Source organism: Rhizobacter terrae (assembly GCF_003852895.1).
GTDB classification, from domain to species: domain Bacteria; phylum Pseudomonadota; class Gammaproteobacteria; order Burkholderiales; family Burkholderiaceae_C; genus Albitalea; species Albitalea terrae.
On record NZ_QUSW01000005.1, the window covers coordinates 491,490 to 515,145 of the forward strand.

Here is a 23,656-nt window from a genome sequence, read left to right on the forward strand (position 1 = left end):
GCATAAAAAACGCCGGCCCGAAAGCCGGCGTTTTCGTCAGCGGCGGATGAACTCCAGCAGATCGTTGTTCAGTCGATCCTTGTGCGTATCGGTGATGCCGTGCGGGCCGCCGGCGTACTCGATGAGGCGGGCAGCCTTGACCAGCTTGACGGTCGCGCGTGCCGTCGTCTCGATCGGCACGATCTGGTCGTCCGTCCCGTGGATGACCAGCGTGGGCCGGTCGATGCGCTTGAGGTCCTCGACGAAGTTGGTCTCGGAGAAGGCCTTGATGGAATCGTAGGTCGCCTTGTGGCCGGCGAGCATGCCCTGGTGCCAGAACGAATCGATCAGGCCCTGCGAGGCCGTCTGGCCGGGCCGGTTGAATCCGAAGAAGGGCCCGCTGGCGATGTCCTTGTACAGCTGCGACCGGTTCGCCAGAGACCCCTTGCGCAGCCCGTCGAACACTTCCATTGGCACGCCGTTGGGGTTGTCGGCGGTCTTGACCATTATCGGCGTCACCGCGCCCGCCAGCACGACCTTGGCGACCCGTTGCGTCCCGTGGCGGCCGATGTAGCGCGCCACCTCGCCGCCGCCGGTGGAGAAGCCCACGAGCGTGGCGTTCTTCAGGTTCAGCGTCTCGATCACCGTCGACAGGTCATCGGCGTACTGGTCCATGTGGTTGCCTTCCCAGGACTGGCCCGAGCGGCCATGCCCGCGGCGGTCGTGAGCGACCACGCGGTAGCCGCGCTCGGCCAAGAAGAGCATCTGCGACTCCCAGCTGTCGGAGTCGAGCGGCCAGCCGTGGCTGAACACCACGACGGGTCCGTTCTTCGGGCCCCAGTCCTTGTAGTACAGCGGCGTGCCGTCCTTGGCGGCGATGAAGGTGGACGCGGCCGCGGCGGTGCTGCGTGTGCCGGCCTGGGCTTTGGCCGGCTCGGCGGAGGCGGTCAGTGCAGCGGCGGTCATGGCCGACAGGACGAACAGCTTGGCGATGGTGTTCATGGGGTCTCTCCTTGTTCAGGTCTGGGCGTGGGAGGGAAGGGGTTCACCGTTTCCGGCAGAGAGAGTGTCTCGTTGAATCCTGTACGATAAGACTCAATTCGTACCTGTTTATTGATCAGGAGTTCATCGCATGGTCGATCGCCTGGCCACCTTGCTGAGCCACTTCTCGGTCAGCGCCCACACCTTCCACACCGGGACCTTGTGCGGCAGCAACGCGCTTGGCGTGCGCGAACCGTATGGGCAGCTGCACCTGATCCGCGGTGGCAAGGTCGAGGTGCGGCATGGCTCGCGCAAGGCGTGGCGCATCACCGAGCCGAGCCTGCTGCTCTATCCACGGCCGATGGCGCACCGCTTCATCACGGACAAGCAGCGGGGCGCGAATTTCCTCTGTGCCGACGTGATGTTCGAAGGCGGCCCGGCCAACCCCATCGCGGCTGCACTGCCTGCCGTGGTGTGCATGCCGCTGGCCCAGGTGCCCGCCTGCGAGGCCGTGCTGCAGGCACTCTTCGATGAGGCCGGTTCAGCCAACTGCGGAAGGCAGGCCATGCTGGACCGCCTGTTCGAGGTCGTCATCATCCACGTGCTGCGCGAGCTGATGGAGCAGCAGCAGGTGCGGGTCGGCATGCTGGCCGGGCTCGCGCATCAACAGCTGCGCCGTGCCATCGTGGCCATGCACCAGGCGCCGGAACAGGACTGGTCCCTGGAGCTTCTCGCCGAGCAGGCCGGCATGTCTCGCACGTCGTTCGCGACGACCTTCCGCGACACGGTGGGGCAGACGCCCGGCGCCTACCTGCAGCGCTGGCGCATCGGCCTGGCGCAGAAGTTCCTGCGCCAGGGGCATTCGTTGAAGACGATCGCTGCGCAGGTGGGGTACGGCACCGAAGCCGCACTGTCGCGCGCCTTCCGGGCGCAGACTGGATCGTCGCCTCGCGAGTGGCGCAAGGAAGCGCAGGCGCTATGAGCTGAAGAAGACCTGGCCTGGCATCGAGGCCAGTGCGCTCTTGGCGGTCCTGGCGGCACAGCCGTTGGCGCGGAGCAGGTCCACCAGTGACGCCTTGATGGTTTGCCATTGCGCGTGAACCAGGTGCTGCGCCTCGTCGGCGGTGACACCGAACCGGTTCGACTCGGACAACAGGTTGTCCAAGGTCACCGCTGCACCCTCGGCGCCGAAGGCCATGGCCAGCATCATTCGCCGCGTGGCGGGTCGCGCCGTGAGGTCGAAGGCGGGTGACAGCTCGAAGAACCCGTCCTCATTCGCCACGAAGCCGGTGTTGCGGTCGTGGTCGTCGGTGTTGCCGACCAGGCAGTTGAAGGCGATGCGTTGGTACAGCTCGCGGATGTGCGCCGAGGGCGTGCGTTCCCAGACGCGCATGCGGTTGGCAAGGTTGGTGTACGAGCCCATGAACGAATACATCTGCACTTCGGGCTGTGACCACAGCAGTGTCTTGGCGCTCGCGTAGCGTCGTCGCCCATGGCCACCCCCGGGCAGTTGGTCGCGGTCGAAGCGCTCTACGAGCAGAACGGGTGCCTTGCCCACGCGCACGAGGCGATGGGCCGGCACGCGGATTCCGCATTCCTGCGCCAAGCTCAGCAAGGTGGCTTCCATGATGGGCACCGGCGGGAGGTCGGCGTTGTCGCGTGCACTCGGGAACTTGGCCAGCCACAAGCTGCCAGCGGCTTCGATGGTGGTCTTGGGCCGAGCACCGCCGGCCGACGTGCCTTGCACCAGCAACTCGCGATCATCATCGTCGACATCGCCGCCAGCTTCGATGATGCGGTGGATGTCGATCAGCCGCTTCAGGCTCGACGTGCCCGGAACCTGGCCATGGCCCGCAGGTGGTGTGTCGGGGTCGGTGCTGAAGCCCAGCGCGCCCACCGACTGTCCGCGCGACAGCAGCAGGTAGCCCAGGTCGTCCTGCGGTCCGTGAAGCCTGTCGATCAAGCGTCGGCCCCAGTCGTCGGGCCCGCTGTCCTGCAGCACGGAGAACCATCCGTTCAGATGCGTGGTCGTGACGGGCTGCTCGTTGAGCGGCAGCACGATGGGATCGATGGCCAGCGCCTGGGGCCGGGTGAGGTAGGACTGGCCGTAGACGAAGGTGCCGGTGTGCGCGCCGCTGCCGAGGCTGTGCCTGGTGAAGCGGCCGCACACGACGGGATCTGGACAGCCGGGCAGCCAGATCCAGACATACACGGCCGCCTCAGAAGTCATTGCCGACGGCCTTGCGGCTCACACGCACTCGCTTGTCGCCGACCGACAGCGACAGGGCCAGCCCATCTCGATCCAGACCCGGGTCGGCGAGAAGGTCCAACTCGCGCGACAAGCCCAGTACCGTCAACACAGCCAGGTAGGCACCGAATGATGTGCTGAGAGCGCCGCGCTCGACCGCTTCGATGGTCGAGCGCGACAGGCCGGTCTTGTCTGCCATGTCCTCCAGCCGAAGCCTGCGCCGCTGCCGGGCCACGCGCAGCCTCGCCCCCAGGGCCGCTGCCTGGGCCACGGCGGGGGAATCGATGGAAACTGGGGCATTGGTGCGTGCCATAACACGCATTATGGACGTTTATGATGCTTATATAAAGCAATCTTGATTCAGGGTCGCACGGACGACAGCGGGCGGTAAGCCACCATGTCGATCTCCACCTTCGCATCCACCATCAGCCGAGCCTCCACGGTGGAGCGGGCCGGTGCCTGCGGGCCGAGGTAGCTCATGTAGATCCGGTTGAAGGCGCCGAAGTCGCGTGCATCCTGCAGCCACACCGTGGTCTTGCACACATCCTCGAAGCTGCAGCCCGCCAGCGCCAGCACGGCCTTCAGGTTCTCCATCACCTGCCGGGTCTGGACCTCGATGCCGCCCGAGACGATCTCTCCCTCGCTGTTGGCGGGCACCTGGCCCGAGACGTAGACGAAATCTCCGGCGCGGACGGCGGGCGAGAAAGGGCGGGGCTGGCGATCGGAGGTGACGGGCGGGACGCCGAAGTAGGTGAGGGACATGAGGGTTCTCGTCATGGTTGAAGTGATCGAATTGAAAGACAATTTCACTTAACCTTGCAAGTTAGTGGAGTATTTTCTTGATTTCACCCAGCAAAGACCCGACCATTTGCACCGGATATTGAAATCATTTTTCAAACGGAGTGGAGCATGACCTCATCCAGTTGGGATCGCCGACAGCTTCTTCTTGCGACGGCTTCATGTGTCGGATGGATGGGCCTGGCCCCTGTGGCCCAAGCCCAGGGCGCGAAGAGCCACCTCACGCTCGCCATGGTCGGTGAGCCGCAGACGCTGGACCCGATGGCCTCGACGGCCGACCTGGTCGGGACCATCATGCAGCACGTGTACGAGCCGCTCTACACCTTCGACGGCAAGTGGCGCATCGCACCGATGCTGGCTGAAGCCATGCCCACCGTGGCTGCGGATGGCCGCAAGTACACGATCCCGCTGCGCAAGGGTGTCCAGCTCCATTCCGGCCGTGAACTGGCGGCCGATGACGTGATCGCCAGCCTGCGCCGCTGGATGGAAACGGCGCCGCGCGGCAAGGCCGTGGCCAACGAGGTCGAAGGCATCACGGCCGATGGCCCGCTGAAGGTCGTCATCGCGCTGAAGAACCCGTACGCCCCGCTGCTCGCGCAGTTGGCGCTGCCCACGGGCATGGCGGCCATCATGGCGAAGGAATCCATCGCCACGCCGCTCAAGGACTACGTCGGAACCGGGCCTTACCGTTTCAAGGAGCGCAAGCCCGACCAGTACATCCTGCTGTCGAAGTTCGAGCGCTACAGCGCCCGCAGCGAATCACCCAGCGGCTACGCCGGCCGCCGCGAAGCGACCATCGATGAGCTTCGCTTCGTGCCCGTGCCCAATGCCAACACGCGGGTCGAAGGCATGCTGGCCGGCCAATATCACTTCGCCGACCTGCTGCCCATCGAGTCGCTGCCGCGGCTGGAGCAGGCGGGCGGCAAAGTGGTACCAATTCGTACCGCGTCCTTCGGATTCCCCTACCTCGTTTTCAACACGAAGGAGGGCGTGATGGCCAACGTGGGCGTTCGGCAGGCGCTGAGCACGGCCATCGGCGAAGGCGAGATGATGGCGGCCGGCTTCGGCGACACGCGCTTCTTCCAGGTGCTGCCCAACCACTTCCCGGAAGGCACGCCGTTCTATTCCATGGCAGGCGGGGACCGCTACAACCTGCGCAACGCCGCGAAGGCGAAGGAGCTGGCGGAGAAAGCCGGCTACAAGGGCGAGCCCATCCGCGTGCTCACCAGCCGGCAGTACGACTTCCACTACAACATGGCCCTGGTGATGGCCGAGCAGCTCAAGCGCGCGGGCTTCAAGCCGCAGCTGGACGTGGTGGACTGGGCCACGCTGGTCCAGCGCCGCAACGACGCGAAGCTGTGGGACATGTACGTCACGCACTCGGGGCAGTTCCCCGAGCCCATGCTCTCGCCGCCGCAGCTGGGCAACGGCGCGCCGGGGTGGTGGGCTACGCCGGCCAAGGAAAAGCTGCTGGCCGAGTTCAACCACGAGGTCGACCCCGCCAGGCGCGGCGCGCTGTGGGGCAAGGTGCAGCAGCTCGTGTATGAAGAAGTGCCCTACATCGTGGTCGGCCGCTTCAGCAGCCTGTCGGCGCGCAGCCCGGCGGTGGAAGGGTATTCGCCCACCGTGTGGCCCTTCTTCTGGAACGTTCGCGTCAAGGCCTGAGGCATGCGCCGTCACTTCCTCTCGCGCCTGCTCGGCCTGCTGGCCGTGATGAGCATCGTCGCGGTCTTCGTGTTCGTGCTCACGCGCGCTGCGCCGGGCGACCCGGTGGCCGTGCTGCTGGGCGACCAGGCCACGGCCGAGGACATCGCCCGCGTCCGGGTGCAGTACGGGCTGGACAAGCCGCTGCCGGTACAGTTCGTCTACTGGCTGCGCGAGGTGCTGCAGGGCAACCTGGGCCAGTCGATCTTCCTGCAGCGGCCGGTCACGCAGGCGCTGATGGAACGTGCCGAGCCCACCGCCTTGCTCGCGCTGATGGCGGTGCTGATCGCCACGGCGATCGGCGTGCCCTGCGGCGTGGTGTCCGCGGTGTATCGAGGCCGCCTCGCCGACCATGTCTTCACTGGCATCGCCATGCTGGGCGCGAGCATCCCGAGCTTCTGGATGGGCCTGGTGCTCATGCAGGTGTTCGCGGTGGGCCTGGGATGGTTCCCGGTGTCGGGCTATGGCGCGCCCGATGCCGGCCTCGCCGAGCGCCTGCATGCACTGGTGCTGCCGGCCTGCGTGCTGGGCTTGCTCAACTCGGCACTGGTGATCCGCTTCACCCGCGCGGCGATGCTCGAAGTGCTGGAAGAAGACTACGTGCGCACCGCACGCTCCAAAGGCCTGCCGGAGCGAAGCGTGGTGCTCAAGCATGCGCTGCGCAATGCGCTGGTCCCCATCGTCACGGTGATCGGCCTGACGGTCGCGCTGATGATCGGCGGCGCCGTCGTCACTGAAACGGTGTTCGGCCTGCCCGGTGTGGGCAGCCTGGTCGTGAATGCGGTGCTGCGGCGCGACTACCCCGTCATCCAGGGCGCGCTGCTGGTCGTGGCGGCCATCTACGTTCTCATCAACCTGCTGGTGGACCTGCTGTACCTGTTGGTCGACCCGCGCGTGAAGCTCTGAGCCGAGGCATGAAACTTCCCTTGACCCTGCGACGCCTGATGCGCCGGCCTGTCGTGCTGGTGGCCGGTGCCCTGTTGGCCGTGGTGGCGGTGCTGGCCCTGGCTGCACCCTGGGTGAGCAGCTACGACCCCAATGACACGGCCGTGCTCTCGCGCCTGCAGGCACCTGGCGTGGCGCACCTGATGGGCACCGACGAGCTGGGCCGCGACATGTACGCACGCATCGTCCACGGCGCGCGCTACTCGCTGGCCATCGCCGCGCTCACCTCGCTGGGTGCGGTCGTCTTCGGCTCGCTCATCGGCCTGACCGCCGGTTTCTTTCGCCGGCTCGACGCGCCACTGATGCGCGTGGTCGACGCGATGATGGCGCTGCCCGACATCCTGCTGGCGATCGCGCTGGTCGCCATCTTCGGCGGCACGCTGCTGAACGTGGTGCTCGCGCTGGTGCTGGTCTACACGCCGCGCGTGGCCCGGGTGGTGCGCGCCTCGACGCTGGTGATCCGCGAGCTGCTGTTCGTCGAGGCGGTGCGGGCCCTGGGCGTGCACACCTTCCGCATCCTGTGGCGCCACATCCTGCCCAACCTGATGTCGCCCATCCTCGTGCAGCTCTCGTTCATCTTCGCCTATGCCATCCTGGCCGAGGCCGGACTCTCGTTCCTCGGCGTCGGCGTGCCTCCGGATGTTCCCACCTGGGGCACGATGGTGGCCGGCAGCCAGCAGTACGCACACCAGGCCTTCTGGATCGTGCTGTTCCCGGGGCTGGCCATCATCGTCACCGCGCTGTCGCTGCAACTGGTGGGCGATGGCGTGCGCGACCTTCTCGACCCCCGCCTGAAGAAGGCGCTCTGAGCCATGACGGTCATGGAGTCCACGAAGCTTCCCGAATCCGCGCCGCGATTGAGCGTGCGGCAGTTGTCCACCACCTTCGCCAGCGAAGACGGTCGCGTGACGGCCGTCGCCGAGGTGAACTTCGACCTGCATCCTGGCCGCACCTTGGCCCTGGTGGGCGAGTCCGGCTCCGGCAAGTCGGTGACCAGCCTCACGTTGATGGGCCTGCTGCCGCGCACCTCGCAGGCCGAGGTCGGTGGACAGGCGCTGTTCAGCGATCGAACCGGGCAGCAGCTCGACCTGTTGACGCTGCCACCCAAGCGCTTGCGTGCCTTGCGCGGCAACGAACTGGCCATGATCTTCCAGGAGCCGATGACCAGCCTGAACCCGGTGTTCACCGTGGGCGAGCAGATCGCGGAGAGTGTTCGGCTGCACAAGGGCCTGGACCACCGCGCCGCGCTGGAGCACGCACGCCGCATGCTCGAGCTGGTGGAGATTCCTGCCGCGGCGCAACGGCTGGTCGCCTATCCGCACGAGCTGTCGGGCGGCATGCGGCAACGCGTGATGATCGCGCTGGCCATGGCCTGCGACCCGACCGTCCTCATCGCCGACGAGCCCACGACCGCGCTGGACGTGACCATCCAGGCGCAGATCCTGGACCTCATGCAGCGCCTGCAGCGCGAGACCGGCATGAGCATCCTGTTCATCACGCACAACCTCGGCGCCGTGGCCCACTTCGCTCACGACGTGGCGGTGATGTATGCGGGGCGCATCGTCGAAGCCGCGCCGGTGGAGCCGCTGTTCGCGACGCCTCAGCATCCGTACACGCGAGGCCTGCTGCGCTGCCTGCCGGGCAATTCGCGCGAGGCCGATGGCCGGCCCACGCGGCGCCTCTTCGCCATCCGCGGCCAGGTGTCCAGCCCTTCGTCACCGCCACCGGGTTGCGCCTTCGCGCCGCGTTGCGACGTGGTCATGGGCGCTTGCGAGCAGCGCATGCCGCCGCTGCTGACCGTCGGTGTCTCGCGCCAGGCGCGCTGCCTGCGCGTGCCCCAGTCGATTGCCACACCATGAAGCCAGTCTCTCCATCACCCATCGCACCCTTGCTGGAAGTGCGCCACCTGAAGACCTGGTTCGGCAGCGGCGCGCGGCCGGTGCGGGCCGTGGACGACGTGTCCTTCACCATCCGCGCCGGCGAGACGGTGGGGCTGGTCGGCGAATCGGGTTCGGGCAAGAGCACCATCGGCCGCACCATGCTTCGTCTGGTGGAGCGCACCTCGGGGCAGGTGCTGTACCGCGGGCAGGACCTGTTCGCGCTGTCCTCCGGCGAGATGCGCAAGCTGCGCAGCAAGCTGCAGATCATCTTCCAGGACCCGTATGCCAGCCTGAACCCGAAGATGCGCATCCGCGATGCGCTGGGCGAGGCCTTGCACACCCATGGCCTCGCACCCACGCGCGTCGAGCGTGACCGACGCATTGCCGAGCTGCTGGACCTGGTGGGCCTGCGGCCCGAGCATGCCGAGCGCTTCCCGCACGAGTTCTCCGGCGGCCAGCGGCAGCGCATCGGCATTGCGCGGGCATTGGCCGTGCAGCCCGAGTTCATCGTGGCCGACGAGCCCTTGTCGGCGCTGGACGTGTCCATCCAGGCGCAGGTGGTGAACCTGCTGTGCGACCTGCGCGAACGGCTGCTGCTCACGATGCTGTTCATCTCTCACGACCTGGACGTCGTCGAGTATCTTTGCGACCGCGTGATCGTGCTTTACCTCGGGCGGGTGATGGAAGTGGCGGATACGAAGACGCTGTTCGCGACCCCGCGCCACCCGTACACGCGGGCCCTGCTGGCCGCATCGCCCAAGCCGGATCCCACCGCGAAGATCGTGCGCGTGCCGCTCAAGGGCGACATCCCGAGTCCGGTGGCGCCGCCCTCGGGCTGCGTGTTCCGCACCCGCTGCCCGCATGCCATCGACGCCTGCGCGCAGCACGTTCCCGTGCTGGAGAGCGTGGGACCCGGGCAGTTTTCCGCCTGCATCCGGAATCAGGAACTGGCCGAGCCGAGGGCACTGGCATCATGAACCACGACGATTTGATCGACCCCTGGATCGGCCCTGGCGACAAGGGCTTCCCGCAGACGCTGGAGCGCATGCGTGCCAGCGAGATCGCCGACCGCGGCTGGAACGTGCTGGCGGGCGACCTGCCGCTGCCGCTGGCCGTGCTGCGGCGCGACGAGCTCGAGCACAACCTGCGGTGGATGCAGTCCTTCGCGCAAGGGCAGGGAGTGGATCTCGCTCCACACGGGAAGACGACGATGTCGCCCCAGCTCTTCCATCGCCAGCTCGATGCCGGTGCCTGGGGACTGACCTTCGCCACCGTGGCACAGGTGGTGATGGGCGTGGCCGCCGGCGCGCGCCGCTGCCTGATCGCGAACCAGATCGTCGATGCGGCGGACCTCTCGGCGCTGGCCGCCTTGCGCGAGCGCCATGCCGACCTGCGGGTGATGTTCCTTGTGGACACGCTGGAGCAGGTCGTGCTCATCGACCGCTGGCACAAGAGCCGTTCATCGGTGGCGCCCTTCGAGGTGCTGCTGGAAATCGGCGTGCGTGGGGTGCGCACGGGCTGCCGCGAGGTGGACGAAGCGATGCAGGTGGCTGCGGCGGTGAACGCCAGCCCGGCACTGAGGCTGGTGGGCGTCGAGTGCTACGAAGGCCTGGGCGTCACCGGCCGGACGGAGGACGACGCGCCCAGGACGGCATCGCTCATGAACCGCGTGGAGGAAGTGGCGTTGCGCTGCGACGCCATGAAGTATTTCGAGACGGCGGAGGTGATCGTGTCGGCCGGCGGTTCGGCCGTCTTCGACCTCGTCGCCGGGCGCCTGAAGCCCTCGCTGCTGCGGCCGGTGCGCGGCCTGCTGCGCTCGGGCTGCTACATCGCGCATGACCACGGCTTCTACCAGCGCAACGTGAGCAGCGTGAACGCACGGCTGGGCTGCACCGACGGACTGCGCAGCGCGCTGGAGGTGTGGGCGCTGGTGCAGTCGTGTCCGGAGCCGGGCCTGGCCATCCTGGCCGCGGGCAAGCGTGACCTGTCCTTCGACCTCGATCTCCCCGTGCCGGTGTGGTTTGCCCGTCGTGGCGAGGCCGTGCCGCAACCGGCCCCCGCGGCCTGGCGCGTGAGCGGCCTGAACGACCAGCACGCCTACCTGCGCTGGGACCCTGAATCAACCGACGGTCCCCAGGTGGGCGACCGCGTGGGCCTGGGCATTTCGCACCCGTGCACCACCTTTGACAAATGGCGCTGGATGCCCATCGTCGACGCGCAGTACCGCGTGTGCGATGCCATCGTGACGCATTTCTAGGAGCAGCAGACGATGACCGGTGGAGTGCTTCAACGCATTGCCGACCTGCGCGCACAGGCCACGCCTTCGCGCCGATTGATCCTCGACCTGATGATCGAGGACCCCGAGCGCGTGCTGGAGGAGAGCTTCGAATCGCTGGCCGAACGCTCGGCGAGTTCGGTGCCCACGGTGATGCGCACCTGCCGCGACCTGGGCTTCAGCGGGCTGCGCGATTTCAAGCTGGCGCTGGCGCAGGAGCTGGCGGTGGCAGGGTCGCCCCTGCATCGCCACGTGCAGCTCCATGACACGACGGATCAGGTGGTGTCGAAGATCTCCCGCAGCGCGGCGCTGGTCGTGGCCGGCGTGCAAGGGCAGCTCCAAGCGTCGAGCCTGGATGCAGCGGCAGACGCCATCGCCGCGGCCACGCGCGTGGACTGCTACGCGGTGGGTGCCACCTCCGGCTTCGTCGCCGCTGATTTGCAGGCGCGGCTGTTTCGCATGGGCCGCGTCTCCAACGCCTATGCCGACTACCACCTGCAACTGGTCTCGGCCGCGACGCTCGGCCACGGTGGCGTGTGCATCGCCATCTCGCACGTGGGCGGCATGCCCTCGCTGCTGGAAGCGGTGGACGTGGCCCGTGCGCAGGGCGCCAAGGTGGTGGCCATCACGCAGCCCGGCACGCCGCTGGCCAGGCGATGCGACGTGCTGCTGGGCGTGCGCGTGCCGGACGATCCGGTGATGCACGTTGGTACCGATGCGTACCTGGCGCATTTCACCGTCATCGAGATCCTGACCGTGCTCGTGGCCCAGCGCCTGGGCGACAGCGCCATCGCCCGCTTGCATGAAGTGCGCGAAGTGCTCGGCCGCCATGGCCTGGACACGCCGCATCACCCCGCCTTGCGCTGGGGCGATGCGGACGCAGCAGGCACCGAGGGCGAATGAGCATGGCGCATCTGCTCGAGTCGGGCCTGATCGTCGACGGCTCCGGCGGGCCGTCGTGGGTGGGCGACGTGCTGCTGCTGGATGGCCGCATCGCGTTGATCGGCGAGAACCTGGCTCAGCGTCTGCCGGCGGGCGTGTCGCTGGGTGACGTGAAGCGGCTGGACTGCACGGACAAGGTGATCGCCCCGGGCTTCATCGACGTGCACACCCATGACGACGCCTTCGTGCTGCGCGAGCCGCAGTGCCTGCCCAAGGTGTCGCAGGGCGTGACGACGGTGGTCGTCGGCAACTGCGGCATCTCGCTCGCGCCGCTGGTTGTCGACGAGCCCGAACCGCCGCTCAACCTTCTGGGGCAACAGGACACCTTCCGCTATCCGTCGTTCGAAGCCTACGGCCGCGCCGTCGAACAGATCCGCCCTGCGGTCAATGTGGCGGCACTGGTGGGCCACACGACCTTGCGCTTCGCGGCCATGCCGCAGCTCGATCGCGCGGCGACGGTCGATGAAGTCGAGCGCATGGCAGGGCTGCTGGACGAGGCGCTGTCCTTCGGCGCTTTCGGCCTGTCGTCGGGCCTGTTCTACGAGCCGGCCAACGCGGCGCCCAGCGAAGAGGTGCTGGCGCTGGCGCGCGTCGTCGCACGGCATGGCGGCGTCTACACCAGCCACCTGCGCGACGAGATGGCGGCCATCCTCGAGGCGATGGTGGAGGCGTCCGACACCGCGCTCGAGGCCGGCGTGCCGCTGGTGATCTCCCATCACAAGTGCGCCGGACCCGCGAACTGGGGCCGCTCGCTGCAGACACTGGCTTTCGTGGATGCCTTGTCGCAGCGCCAGCCGATCGCGCTGGATGCCTACCCCTACCTCGCGGGCTCCACCGTGCTGCGCGAGGACCTGGTGGACGGAATCATCGACGTGCTGGTCACCTGGTCGACGCCGCATCCTCAGATGTCGGGCCGCATGCTGGCGGACATCGCCGAGGAATGGCGGGTGGACCTGCAGGAAGCCTGCCGCCGCCTGCAGCCGGGCGGCGCCTGCTATTTCCAGATGCAGGAGGACGATGTCGAACGCATCCTGTCGCATCGGCTGACCATGGTCGGCTCGGATGGCCTGCCGCATGACAGCCATCCGCACCCACGGCTGTGGGGTGCGTTCCCGCGGGTGCTGGCCCACCATTGGCGTGAGCGCGGCAACTTCAGCCTGGAGACCGCGGTGCACAAGATGACCGGCCTGTCTGCCGGGCAGTTCAGGCTGGCGCAGCGAGGGCTGCTGAAAGCAGGCTTCCACGCCGACGTGGTTGTCTTCGACCCGCAGCGCGTGCAGGACACCGCGACCTATGACAAGCCGGTGAGTCCGGCGCGCGGCATCGAGAAGGTGTTCGTGAACGGCGTGCTCACCTACCAGGAAGGCCATGCGCGCATCGAACAGCGCGCCGGCCACATGCTCCGGCGAAGAGGCTCATCGACAACATGAAGACGCTCGACATCGTTGCGCTCGGTGAGCCCCTGGTCGAATTCAACCAGGACCGCGCGGACCCGACCGCCTACCGTGCCGGCTTCGGCGGCGACACCTCCAACTGCGCCGTCGCCGCTGCCCGGCTTGGCGCCCGCACGGCCTACATGACGCAGGTCGGCGACGACAGCTTTGGCATGCAGCTGATGCAGATGTGGCAGCGCGAGGGCGTGGATGTGAGTGGCGTGAGGGTGGTGCAGGGCGCGGATACCGGCCTGTACTTCGTCACCCATGGCGCCGAAGGCCATCAGTTCACCTACCGGCGCAGCGGCAGCGCCGCCAGCCGCATGAGCCCCGGCGAGATCGATCTTCGCGGCGTCGCGGCGGCGAAGTTCCTGCATTGCTCCGGCATTTCGCAAGCCATCAGCGAATCGGCGCGCGCCACCGTGTCCGAAGCCATGCGCATGGCGCGCTCCGCCGGCACGCGCGTCAGCTTCGATCTCAACTTCCGTCCGCGCCTGTGGACGGCCGAGCGCGCCCTGCAGGCGCTGCTGGAAACGCTGCCGCTGTGCGACATCTTCTTTCCGAGCGTGGACGAGGTTGCGCTGCTGACGGGACTGACCCAGGTCCGCGACATCGTGGACTGGTCGCACGTGCACGGCGCCAGGACCGTGGTGCTCAAGCTCGGAGCCCAGGGGAGCGTTGTCTCGGAAGGTGGTTCGGTGATGAAGGTTCCGCCCCATCGCGTGCAGCCGGTGGATGCGACAGGTGCAGGGGACTGCTTTGCAGGTGCCTGCCTCGCGCGGCTGTGTGCTGGCGACGATCTGCGGCAGGCAGTCCGCGTCGCCAATATCGCCGCGGCGTTGAGTACACAGGGCTACGGCGCGATCGCGCCATTGCCTCGCTGGCCGGAGATCGAGCCACTGTTGGAAGCCCCGGTTGCCGACTGAATATGGGCCGCGACCAGCCCGGCGGGAACAAGGGGTTGAACTTTGAGTGGCGAGGTTTGCCGCCAGATAGGTTACTGGTTGACACAATTTTGACGGGGCGTGTGCAATTTGCACACGGGCTGGTGCGTAAGCCTGGGAATCACCAGGAGAACGTGCATGGCCGCGATTCCGCCTTCCCTCGCCGAACCCGTCGTCGATTCCGTGGCCGTCCTCGACGCTCTTCGGCAAGTGATCTCGCCGCTGGCGATGTTGGCAGTGGCACGCGGCGTGTCCTACGGCGAAGTCGAAGAGCTCGTGAAGGCGGCCTTCACGGACGCTGCCGTCGATGTGAAGCGCCAATCGGCGGGCGAGCCGCCGTCCGTCAGCCATGTCAGTGCCGCCACGGGTCTTAGTCGCCGGGAGGTGAGCCGGCTCATGTCCTTGGTGCAGGCGGCACCCACCCGAAAGTCTCATGCGAGTGAGATCTTCGTGCGGTGGCTGACCGACCCCCGCTTTGGCGACAAGTCCGGTCCGCGGCGGCGTCTGGCCCGAACCGGGCAACACCCCAGCTTTCAATCGCTCGCCGAGTCGGTGAGCAAGGACGTCAAGCCACGCACGCATCTCGACGAGCTTTGTCGGCTCGGTCTCGCGCGCCTTGACGAGGCCAGTGATGTGGTGGAGTTGCTGCGCGACACCTTTGTCCCCTCGACCGATGAGCGCCAGATGTTCGGATTCCTGGGAGACAACGTCGGGGACCACTTGCGTGCGGCAGCGGAAAACGTGTTGCGACGCCCTGGCGAGCATCTGGAGCAGGCGTTGTTCGCGGACGAACTCTCTGCCCACTCGCTGCGGGCGGTGCGGCCTCTGGTGGACCAGCAATGGCAATCCCTGGTGCGGGCGTTGGTGCCGGTGCTGAATGAACTCATCGAGGCGGACCGCAAGGCGGGCCGCCCGCAGAACGGCCGCATCCGCATTGGCCTGTACGCCTATTCTGAATCGACCACAGCGGCTGTTGAGTCCGCCGCGAACCCCTGAAGGAGACCTCATGCATTCCTCTCATTCTTCACTCACGCGCGGCGGCGAGACTTCGTCCCTTCGTCATTGGCGGCAGGTCGCCGCCGCCGTCACCTGCGTGGCGGCGATCCTGGCCGGCTGTGGTGGTGGCGGCGAGTCGGTGGGCACCGGAGGCACCGGCGCACCACTGTCGTTTTCTTCTGGACGGATATCGGGGTTCGGTTCGGTGATCGTCAATGGGGTGCGCTTTGATGACAGCACGGCCCGTGTCAGCGACGACGATGACGCCACACATGACCGCACCGAACTCAAGCTGGGCATGACGGTTGATGTGCAAGGCGGGACGGTGAGCACTGATTCCACGAGTGGGGCATCCAGTGCGTCTGCCAGCGCGATTCAGTTCCATAGCGAGGTGAAGGGTCCAGTGGAGGCGGTCGACGCCGCGGCGGGAACGCTCACGGTCCTTGGGCAATCGGTGGTGGTGGATGCCGCCACCGTGTTCGACGGCATCACTGGCGGGCTGACCGGCTTGAGTGTTGGCGCCCAGGTGGAAGTCTTCGCACTCGTCGATGGGAGCACTCAGGTGCTGAAGGCGACACGCCTGGAGGCGAAGTCCGGTCTTGCACAGTTCAAGCTGCGCGGCACGATCACTGCCCTGGACACAACGGCAAAGACCTTCAAGATTGGCAGCGCCACCATCGGTTACGGTGCGATTGCGGCGGTCAACCTGCCTGCGCTGGCCGATGGTGTGGTGGTGCGGGTCCAACTCCAGACTTCGCAGCAGTCAGGCATTTGGATTGCCACTAGCGTGCGCTCCGGAAAGCGCGCGGTACCGGACTCTGCGCGAAGCGAAGTCGAGGGCATCGTCACTGATTTCGTGAGCTTGTCGAATTTCAACGTCGGTGGCATCAGCGTCGACGCCAGCAGTGCCGGTGTGAGCTTTGACAACGGCAACGCTGCGGCCATCGCCAACGGTGTGCGGCTGGAGGTGCACGGAACCACGGCCAATGGTGTGCTGACCGCCACTCGGATCGAGTTCAAGCTGCATGATGGCGATGACCTCGAGATCGAACTTCACGGCACGATCAACAGTGCCGATGCCTTGGCCCACACCTTCACGCTTCGTGGCCAGACCGTGTCGTTCGACGACACCACCCGCATCGATGGCGGAACTGCCGCGGGCCTGGTGGTTGGAGCCAGCGTGGAAGTGCGAGGCAGTCTGGCTGCCGATGGTGCCGGGGTGGTGGCCACTCGCATCAAGTTCGAGCGATAGCGACAAGGCACGAGACCGGACCCGTTCGCCATTCATGCTTCAAGGCGCTAGCCGGCCGCAAACGCAATTGCGGCTGGCGTTCCGACTGCAGCGTAGTGCCCCGTGAAGTTCAGCCGCCCATCCCCGCCGGCACGGAATGCGCTGACGTGGTCGCTGCGCTGGTTGCACACATACAGGAACTGGCCCGACGGATCGAAGCTGCAACTGCGCGGGTAGGAGCCGCGGGTCCATTCCTCGTCCACGAAACGAACCTGGCCAGACTGCCCATCGATGGCGAAGATGGAGATCGAATCGTGCAGCCGGTTCAGGCAGTACAGGTGCCGGCCCGTCGGCGAGACGATGACCTCCGATGCGAAGCTCGTGCCGGCGAAGCGCGACGGCAGCGCCGATACCTCCTGCTCCACGCTCAGGCTGCCGATGGCCGGGTCGTAGCTCATCACGCACAGGGTCGAGGATTCTTCGTTGAGCGAGTAGAGCCAGCGCCCGCCGGGATGGAAGGCGAAGTGGCGCGGCCCGGCGCCGGCCGACGAGGGCGTGGTGCGTGGCCGCGAGAGCAGGCCTCGCGTTGCATCGAAGGACCAGACGATGGTGCGGTCCAGCCCGAGGTCATTGGCGATGACGAAGCGGCCGCTCGGGTCGCTTTGCACCATGTGTGCATGCGGCGCATCGTGCCCGCTGATGGCAAAGCTGCCCGGTGGCCCGTTCTCGGCCTTCTCCGGCCCGACCGTGCAGTCCGCGGGCTTGCAGGCGTGAACGTCGTCCTGCACGTCGCTCGCTGCGAGCAGGCTGCCGTCGGGCGCCAGGGGAAACACGGCCACGTTGCCGCCGTCGTAGTTGGCGACGAAGGCGAAGTGCCCGCTCGGGTGCAGGCTCAGGTGAACAGGGCCACCGCCGCCGGAGCTGACGGTGTTGAGCAACTGCAGGTTGCCACCCGCCTGCACGGCATAGGCGCTCACCGATCCGGTCTTGGTGCCGTTGAAATCCGAGGTTTCGTTGCAGGCGTAGAGCACGCGCCGCGTGCGGTCCAGCGTGAGCCACGAAGGGTTGGACGCCTTGGCCGCCAGCTCGGCCTGGCCGAGCCGGCCCGACGCAGCATCCAGCCTGCAGCGGTAGATGCCCTGCCCATGCGGCCCATAGGTGCCGATGAAGGCGATGGTGCTGCCACCGCCCGCCCTCGCCAGGCCCAGGCTGATGGCCGCGGCACCGCCCGCGCCGATGCCCGCCACCTTCAGCAGCGCACGGCGAGACAGCCTGCCGGCGGACGCACTCGATTCACGATCGCTCATCACGAACTCCTTTCGGATTTCAACGGGTTGAACTCGGACTGCCTAGAAGCGATGCCGCAGGCCCAGCATCAGGCCGGTCTGCGTGTCCTGCCCGCTGTAGGCGCCGGCATAAGCGCCGCTGCGGCGGTCATGGTCCAGGGACGCGTACGCGTCGGTGCGCTTGGAGAAGTAGTAGTCGGCCACGCCATAGAAGGTGCGGCGGTGGCCTGCGGGCGCGGCGGGCGTTTGCACCTGGTTGTTCTCGCCCATGAAGCCGGCCGTGAGCGTGAGCGGCCCGGCGGATTGCCAGGTGGCGCCCAGCACGACGAGACCCGTCTTCGCATCCGCCCCGGCCGGGCCTGCGCGCAAGCCCGTGTTGGACAGCGGCCCGTTGATCCCGTTGGGATTGGCGGCCGCGCTCGGCAACTGGCAGGCCGCGGGCGTGCTGCCGATCGATGCCGCGTTGTTGCTGCCGCAGACCGCGAAGCCCTGGTCGCGATGGTTGTGCACGTAGCCGCCGAACAGCTTGGTCGCACCCAGTTGCGCGGTGCCGCCGGCCGCCCAGGCCACGGCCTTGTGTTCGTTGATGTCCACGCTTTGCTGCGCCATGGCAACCAGGGTGTAGTTGCTGCCCGCGAACCCGGCGGCCATGCCGGCCGTGCGGCCCTTGCTCGCGTTGCCCGACTGCTCGCCGAAGCTGTAGGCCGCCGACACACTCACCGGCCCGAAGCTGTTGCGGTACTTCACGGTGTTGTCGAAGCGCACGCCCACCAGGTCCGCATGCCAGCTGATGGCCGAGTGGTTGCCCACGCCATAGGGGTCGAAGGAACCCAGCGTGTCGAAGCCGATGCCGAACTGCCGACCCGCAGTGATGCTGCCCCAGTTGTCCTGCAGCGAGACCCAGGCCTGTCGGCCCCACATCTGGCCTTGCTGGCCGAGGGTGCCGGCATCGGGACTGAAGCCGGACTCGAGCATGAACGCGGCCTTGAGTCCGCCGCCGATGTCTTCCGTTCCGCGAAAACCCAGGCGCGAACCCTGGATCAATCCTCCGTCCACGGAGATCTTCCTCGCACCGTTCGCCGCGGCGTTGGTGGTGTAGCGCATGGCGGTGTCAAACACGCCATACACGACCACGCTCGATTGCGCATTGCCGATGGATGCCCACAGGCAACCGAAGGCCGTCAAGGCCAGACGCTTCATTTCCGACTCTCCTTGGACGGCAGTGGTTGGTTCGGTGCGGTGCCGAATGGGCGCACCTGTCCACGCCCTGCACGGCCGTCCATCGCGTCCAGGGTGCGGTGTTTTTCTGGAAAAGCAGTCCCCCGCGCCCCTCGTGCGAGGGGCGTTGCATCAGCTCATGGGGAACCGCCCTTGCGGGCTATGGTCTTCGTCGCGGGTGGTGCTGCATCAGGCCCCCTCTCCGTCGCGCTCGGCCTTGGACCACGACCATGACACGGCCGAGTGCGAGGCGCTGTCGATGCCGTGCTCCTCCAGCACGTGCTTGAACTGCTGCAATCGCGTCGCGGCCCGGGGACCCAGGCGCTGCGCGACCAGCACGGTGACGATTTCGATCGTCATCAAGTGAGCGACGTAGGCCTCGGTGCCCACGCGCATGACGGCGTCCTGCGGGACCGAGACGCCCAGCAGCACATCGGCCTCTTCGGCCAGCGGTGTGCGCGGTTCCGTCAATGCAATGACCTTCGCGCCCTGCGAGCGTGCGAAGCGCGCGGCTTCGAGCAGGTAGGGCATGCGGCCCACATGCGACACCGCGAAGGCCACGCCCTTGGGCCCCAGCGTGCTCGCGGAGATGAGCTGCAGGTGCGCATCGGAAAACGAATTCGACTGCAGGCCCAGGCGGAACAGGCGGTTCTGCAGGTCGCTGCTGATGAAGGACGAGGTGGCGCCGGCGGAATAGCAGTCCACGCGTTCGGCGCCGACGATGAGATCGGCGGCTCTTACCAGGGCATTGATGTCGAGCTGGTGTTGCAGCAGCGCCAGCGAGGTGGTCGCGCCCGACAGGATCTTGCTGGCCACCTGAGCCGGCTCGTCGTCCTGCGTGACGCTGCGGTGCAGGTAGGAGCCGCCCAGCGCCACGTCCTGCGCCAGCGCGACCATGAACTCACGCACGCTCGGGTAGCCGAACACGCGGCAGGTGCGCACGATGGTGGGCATGGAGACGCCCGCCTTGTGCGCGAGTTCTTCGACGGTGGCGACGACAGCGGCTTGCGGATCGTCGAGGATGGCCTGCACCACGCTTTGCTGCGCGCCGGGCAGTTCTTCCAGCTGGGCGGCCAGGTGATCCATGAGGCGAGGGTAGGTCGACATGTATATTCCTTACACTTCGACCATCCTATAGCCGGCCAAATGGGCCGTCAACGGGGCTGATATGGACTTTTTGGAGTAATTTTCTTACATCACACGGCCTGAGCCAAAGCGCTGAACCGCCTGCCGCCGGAACTCGCTGGGCGTCACGCCCTTGACCTCCAGGAAGCGCCGATTGAAGTTGGCCACGTTGTTGAACCCGACCTCGTAGCAGATGTGGGTGATCTGGTGGTCCGACTCCATCAGCAGGTGGCCGGCGCGACTCACGCGGATGCGGTTGACGAAGTCGCGGAAGGTGTTGCCGGTGGCGCGCTTGAAGAAGCGCGAGAAGCGACTCTCGGTCATGCCCAGCTCGGCCGCGAGTTCGGTGGCGGACAGCGGCTGTGCATAGTCGCGCATGATGCGGTTGACCAGCGCGTTGATCTGGCCGCTTGCACTGTCGTCGCACCCGCCTTCCATCTGCACGCTGGACAGCAGCCGGTAGTCCGACCAGCGCGACAGCTCGGCCAGGAAAGCGCAGAACGCCGCGAAGCGCTCGACGCCGCTGCCACGCTTGATGGCATGCCAATGCGCTTGGGCGCGTTGCGAGCACTCGAAGAACTCGATGCCGTAGCGCGCGCGGTCGAGCAGCGGCTGCAGCTCCGCCAGCTCGGGCAGGTACTGCGCCGCCTGCACGATGGGCTCGTGCGGGAAGTGGATCACCAGGTCGCGCTCGGCGACGCCTTGCGGCGGCACGTCGTCCGAGATCCAGTTGTGCGGCAGGCGTGGGCCGACGAGCACCAGGTGTCCAGGCTGGAAAGGTCCGATCCAGTCGCCGACGAAGGCCTTGCCCGAGGTCGCGGTGATCAGGTGCAGTTCGTAGTCGTCGTGGACGTGCCACCGCGCCAGGGGCGTCGGAAAGCCGTGCGCCAGGCAGCGCACGGTGCCGGTGTCCGGCGGCTCGAAGCCGAGCGTCGGCGAGCGGGTGAAGTCGCGCTCCAGGTCCGGCAGGCGCCGGCGCGGCCAGTGGGCGTCGCGAGGCTGCATGTCATGGCCATCAGAGGTCGAAGTTCGTGGGCATCATGACCACGTCGCGGATCGTCATGCCGCGCCGCCGCGTCAGCATGAACATCATCGTCTCGGCGACTTCCCCAGGCTCCAGCAGGCTGTTGGAGGCCTTGGCCTCTTGCAGCTTCTGTGGTGGCCAATCGGCAATCAAGGCACTGCTGACCGGGCCGGGCGAGATGGACCCCACGCGGATGCCGTGCTTGAAGACCTGTCGCCTCACCGTCTGGACGAAGCAGTGGATGGCCCACTTCGACGAGGCATAGACCGGCTCCCACGGTGTCGGGAAATGCGCCGCCAGCGAGCTGGTCACGATGATGTCGCCGGTCTTGCGCCCGATCATGTGCGGCAGCACGTCGTGCACGTTCTTCATCACGACGTTGACGTTCAGGTTCAGCATGCGGTCGATCATCGAAGTGTCGGCGTCGACCAGGTCGCCGCCGACGTAGATGCCGGCATTGGCGTGCAGGATGTCGATCTGCCCCGCGGCCTCCAGCGCTTGCGGTATCAGCGACGCGCAGGCTGTCGCATCTAGCAGGTCAATCACCAGCGGGATCGCCGCGGCGCCATACCTGCCGCACACCGCGGCGAGGGCGGCAGCATCGCGATCGACCAGCACGACGCGGGCGCCCGCGGCCAGCATCGCCTCGGCGCTGGCCAGTCCGATCCCCGAAGCCGCTCCGGTGACGACAGCCACCTTGCCTTGCAACTCCATCGACATGCGTTCCCCTGTCCAAGCGTCAACGGGATGCAACGATAGGCTTCACCGCCGACGAAGGGGATACGCTGCGGCCGGACACAAGTACTGGATTGCAGCGGGAGCTGCTCGATATCCCTAGCGGGTGCGCAATTCCATACCGGGTGGGCGGTTGAACGCCCACACTCGTTTCAGCAGACACCTGGCGCGGCCGGCCGTGCCAGGTGTTCGTCCGCTCACAGCTTGGTGAACCGGATCCAGTTCAGGTTCCACCCACTCGCCGGTGCATAGACCCCGACGTTGTACGTGCCGGCATTGATGGTCACGGTGTGCGAGACCGTGGTCCAGTTCTGCCAGCCGCCGGTGGCCGGAATGCTCACTTGCCCGAGCTGGATGCTGCCGCCGTTCAGGTCCAGCGACAGCGTGGAGCCGTTCGGGCTGGCCACGCGGTATTCGACGCGGTAGGTGCCGGTGCTCGGGAAGTTGATGTTGCCGTAGACCATCCAGTCGCCGGCGTCGATCCAGCCGACGTTCAGGCCACCTTCGGTGCAGGCTTCGGTCTGCACGCCGCTCTGGTTGGTGAAGTTCTCCGCCTCGACCTGCAGCGTCCAGGCCGACGAGCTCTTGGAGACGACGATGGAGGAGGTGATGTCGTTGAACGAATCGTTCACCAGGCAGTCGGTGTTGCCGGTCTTGGTGACGCTGCGGCCCGTGAAGTTGTCGCCCTCGTACAGCGTGACCTTGTAGCCGGCGTTCACCTTCAGCGACGACAGGTCGTCATTGCGCACGCCCAGCGCCTGCAGCTGGGCCAGGGTGTAGCTGCCCTCGTTGAGGTTGGCCGAGTAGCCTCCGTAGCTGCAATGCTGGTAGACGCTCGCCACGCCCGTGGGCTGGGTGGTGCCGATCTCGGACCGGATGGCCGCCAGCAGGCTGTTGGCGCCAGTGGCGTCCTGCGAAAGCTCCCAGATCATCACGCCCGAGCCCTGCTGCATCGCCAGGCGGGTCTTGGCCTTGATGGTCGGGATGCCGTTGTAGGTGATGTACCCGCAGCTCGCGCACAGCGTGCCGATCAAGTCGCTTTGCGCGGCGGCGGCGCCGAACTGGTTGACGATGTCGGCGAAGCCGTACGACGCCGCATAGCCGTTGAAGCCGTAGCCGTAGAAGGGCACGCCCAGCACGAGCTTGTCCTTCGAGAGGCCGCGCGACTGCCAGGTGGCGATGTTGCTTTGCGCAAGGGAGTACGGCGAATGCTCGGTGCCCACCGTGCCCCAGCCCGGGCCCACTGCGTCGTAGGCCATGATGTTGACGAAGTCGAACGACGCGAGTGAGGAGGTGGGAATCATCCCGCCTTCATAGGTGGCGGTGGCTGCCGTGACCAGCTTGCCGGGGAGGGCGCCGCGCAGACCCTGGATGAAGGGCGTGTAGTTGCCCGCGTTGTCGATGGACGTGAGCAATGCGCCCTCGATGTCGATGTCCACGCCGTCCAGCCCGAAGGTGTTCACGAACTGCGCGAGGTTGTTCACCACCGTGGCGCGGCTGCCCGGCTGCAGCAGGCTCTGCCAGTTGCCCGAGCACGAAGGAATCACGCCGCCGGCCAGCGAGACCAGCACCTTCACGCCGGCCGCATGCGCCTTCTGCACGACGTAGGTGATGTCCGCGCCGGTCGCGGCTTCCATGCAGGCGGGGTTGCCGCCGCTCAGGAAACTGCCGCCCGAGTTCGGGTTGGCGAAGGCGATGTTCAGGTGCGTGAGCTTGCTCAGATCGGTCCGGTCGGCCACGGCCTGAAGGCCCTTGTACGAGGGGATGTAGCCGATGACCTTGGTCTGGGCCAGGGCACTCCCGGCGAAGCACAGGGCCAGGGTGGCAAGCAGCGCGGTGCGCGGGAGCGTGACGGGCAGTCTCATGGCGTGTTCCCTCAAGGTGGTTATGTCCAGTTGTGCGAAAAACGGCC

At 66.9% G+C, this 23,656-nt stretch carries 22 protein-coding genes; 12 read left to right on the forward strand and 10 right to left on the reverse strand.

What is annotated here, in order from left to right:
• Positions 1-36: 36 nt before the first annotated feature.
• Positions 37-981 (reverse strand): alpha/beta fold hydrolase, encoded by a 945-nt coding sequence (locus tag DZC73_RS19890; RefSeq protein ID WP_124542101.1) that lies wholly within the window; start codon positions 979-981, stop codon positions 37-39.
• 130 nt (positions 982-1,111) lie between these two features.
• Between DZC73_RS19890 and DZC73_RS19895 the strand changes: the two genes are divergently transcribed.
• The gene (locus DZC73_RS19895) at positions 1,112-1,942 is read left to right on the forward strand and encodes an AraC family transcriptional regulator (protein ID WP_124542102.1); all 831 of its coding nucleotides are present in this window, start codon (positions 1,112-1,114) and stop codon (positions 1,940-1,942) included.
• Here the strand turns inward: DZC73_RS19895 and DZC73_RS19900 are convergent.
• From DZC73_RS19900 to DZC73_RS19910, 3 genes are read right to left on the reverse strand one after another with little or no spacing between them, the layout of a single operon-like run.
• Positions 1,937-3,190, reverse strand: a complete 1,254-nt coding sequence (locus tag DZC73_RS19900; protein WP_124542103.1) for a type II toxin-antitoxin system HipA family toxin — start codon at positions 3,188-3,190, stop codon at positions 1,937-1,939. The two genes, DZC73_RS19895 and DZC73_RS19900, sit on opposite strands and share 6 nt — an antisense overlap.
• Positions 3,180-3,530, reverse strand: a complete 351-nt coding sequence (locus DZC73_RS19905) for a helix-turn-helix domain-containing protein (RefSeq protein ID WP_124542104.1) — start codon at positions 3,528-3,530, stop codon at positions 3,180-3,182. Before DZC73_RS19905 ends, DZC73_RS19900 begins: the two co-directional genes overlap by 11 nt.
• A gap of 38 nt (positions 3,531-3,568) precedes the next feature.
• On the reverse strand, positions 3,569-3,970 hold the full coding sequence (locus DZC73_RS19910; RefSeq protein WP_124542105.1) for a RidA family protein: 402 nt from the start codon (positions 3,968-3,970) through the stop codon (positions 3,569-3,571).
• Between the two features lie 210 nt (positions 3,971-4,180).
• Here DZC73_RS19910 and DZC73_RS19915 point away from each other — a divergent pair, with 210 nt between their 5' ends.
• From DZC73_RS19915 to DZC73_RS19965, 11 genes are all read left to right on the forward strand, one after another.
• Complete coding sequence (locus DZC73_RS19915) at positions 4,181-5,671, forward strand: ABC transporter substrate-binding protein (RefSeq protein WP_235835206.1); 1,491 nt, start codon at positions 4,181-4,183, stop codon at positions 5,669-5,671.
• Positions 5,672-5,674: 3 nt separating this feature from the next.
• Positions 5,675-6,616, forward strand: coding sequence for an ABC transporter permease (locus DZC73_RS19920; RefSeq protein WP_124542107.1), 942 nt, complete (start codon positions 5,675-5,677; stop codon positions 6,614-6,616).
• Positions 6,617-6,624: 8 nt separating this feature from the next.
• On the forward strand, positions 6,625-7,464 hold the full coding sequence (locus DZC73_RS19925) for an ABC transporter permease (RefSeq protein ID WP_124542108.1): 840 nt from the start codon (positions 6,625-6,627) through the stop codon (positions 7,462-7,464).
• 3 nt (positions 7,465-7,467) lie between these two features.
• Positions 7,468-8,514, forward strand: coding sequence for an ABC transporter ATP-binding protein (locus DZC73_RS19930; RefSeq protein ID WP_235835207.1), 1,047 nt, complete (start codon positions 7,468-7,470; stop codon positions 8,512-8,514).
• Positions 8,511-9,512 (forward strand): ABC transporter ATP-binding protein, encoded by a 1,002-nt coding sequence (locus tag DZC73_RS19935; RefSeq protein WP_124542109.1) that lies wholly within the window; start codon positions 8,511-8,513, stop codon positions 9,510-9,512. Before DZC73_RS19930 ends, DZC73_RS19935 begins: the two co-directional genes overlap by 4 nt.
• Positions 9,509-10,792 carry an amino acid deaminase gene (locus tag DZC73_RS19940; protein WP_124542110.1) on the forward strand — a complete coding sequence of 428 codons (1,284 nt, stop codon included), beginning with the start codon at positions 9,509-9,511 and terminating at the stop codon, positions 10,790-10,792. The genes DZC73_RS19935 and DZC73_RS19940 overlap by 4 nt, the downstream gene beginning before the upstream one ends.
• A gap of 12 nt (positions 10,793-10,804) precedes the next feature.
• Entirely contained in the window at positions 10,805-11,713 is a 909-nt protein-coding gene (locus DZC73_RS19945; RefSeq protein WP_124542111.1) for a MurR/RpiR family transcriptional regulator, read from the forward strand.
• Positions 11,710-13,182 carry an N-acyl-D-amino-acid deacylase family protein gene (locus DZC73_RS19950; protein WP_124542112.1) on the forward strand — a complete coding sequence of 491 codons (1,473 nt, stop codon included), beginning with the start codon at positions 11,710-11,712 and terminating at the stop codon, positions 13,180-13,182. The genes DZC73_RS19945 and DZC73_RS19950 overlap by 4 nt, the downstream gene beginning before the upstream one ends.
• Positions 13,179-14,111, forward strand: a complete 933-nt coding sequence (locus tag DZC73_RS19955) for a sugar kinase (RefSeq protein WP_124542113.1) — start codon at positions 13,179-13,181, stop codon at positions 14,109-14,111. The genes DZC73_RS19950 and DZC73_RS19955 overlap by 4 nt, the downstream gene beginning before the upstream one ends.
• Before the next feature lie 156 nt (positions 14,112-14,267).
• Positions 14,268-15,125, forward strand: coding sequence for a DUF6502 family protein (locus DZC73_RS19960; RefSeq protein ID WP_124542114.1), 858 nt, complete (start codon positions 14,268-14,270; stop codon positions 15,123-15,125).
• A gap of 10 nt (positions 15,126-15,135) precedes the next feature.
• Positions 15,136-16,377 carry a DUF5666 domain-containing protein gene (locus tag DZC73_RS19965; protein WP_124542115.1) on the forward strand — a complete coding sequence of 414 codons (1,242 nt, stop codon included), beginning with the start codon at positions 15,136-15,138 and terminating at the stop codon, positions 16,375-16,377.
• 47 nt (positions 16,378-16,424) lie between these two features.
• Here DZC73_RS19965 and DZC73_RS19970 read toward each other — a convergent pair whose 3' ends face one another.
• The 6 genes from DZC73_RS19970 to DZC73_RS30045 form a co-directional block, all read right to left on the reverse strand.
• Positions 16,425-17,663, reverse strand: a complete 1,239-nt coding sequence (locus tag DZC73_RS19970; protein ID WP_124542116.1) for a lactonase family protein — start codon at positions 17,661-17,663, stop codon at positions 16,425-16,427.
• A 42-nt stretch (positions 17,664-17,705) separates the two neighbouring features.
• Positions 17,706-18,842 (reverse strand): porin, encoded by a 1,137-nt coding sequence (locus DZC73_RS19975; protein WP_124542117.1) that lies wholly within the window; start codon positions 18,840-18,842, stop codon positions 17,706-17,708.
• Between the two features lie 207 nt (positions 18,843-19,049).
• Complete coding sequence (locus DZC73_RS19980) at positions 19,050-19,967, reverse strand: MurR/RpiR family transcriptional regulator (protein ID WP_124542118.1); 918 nt, start codon at positions 19,965-19,967, stop codon at positions 19,050-19,052.
• An 84-nt stretch (positions 19,968-20,051) separates the two neighbouring features.
• Positions 20,052-20,990, reverse strand: a complete 939-nt coding sequence (locus DZC73_RS19985) for an AraC family transcriptional regulator (protein ID WP_124542119.1) — start codon at positions 20,988-20,990, stop codon at positions 20,052-20,054.
• Between the two features lie 10 nt (positions 20,991-21,000).
• Complete coding sequence (locus DZC73_RS19990) at positions 21,001-21,729, reverse strand: SDR family oxidoreductase (RefSeq protein ID WP_124542120.1); 729 nt, start codon at positions 21,727-21,729, stop codon at positions 21,001-21,003.
• Between the two features lie 212 nt (positions 21,730-21,941).
• Entirely contained in the window at positions 21,942-23,609 is a 1,668-nt protein-coding gene (locus tag DZC73_RS30045) for a carbohydrate-binding protein (protein WP_198414899.1), read from the reverse strand.
• Positions 23,610-23,656: the final 47 nt, after the last annotated feature.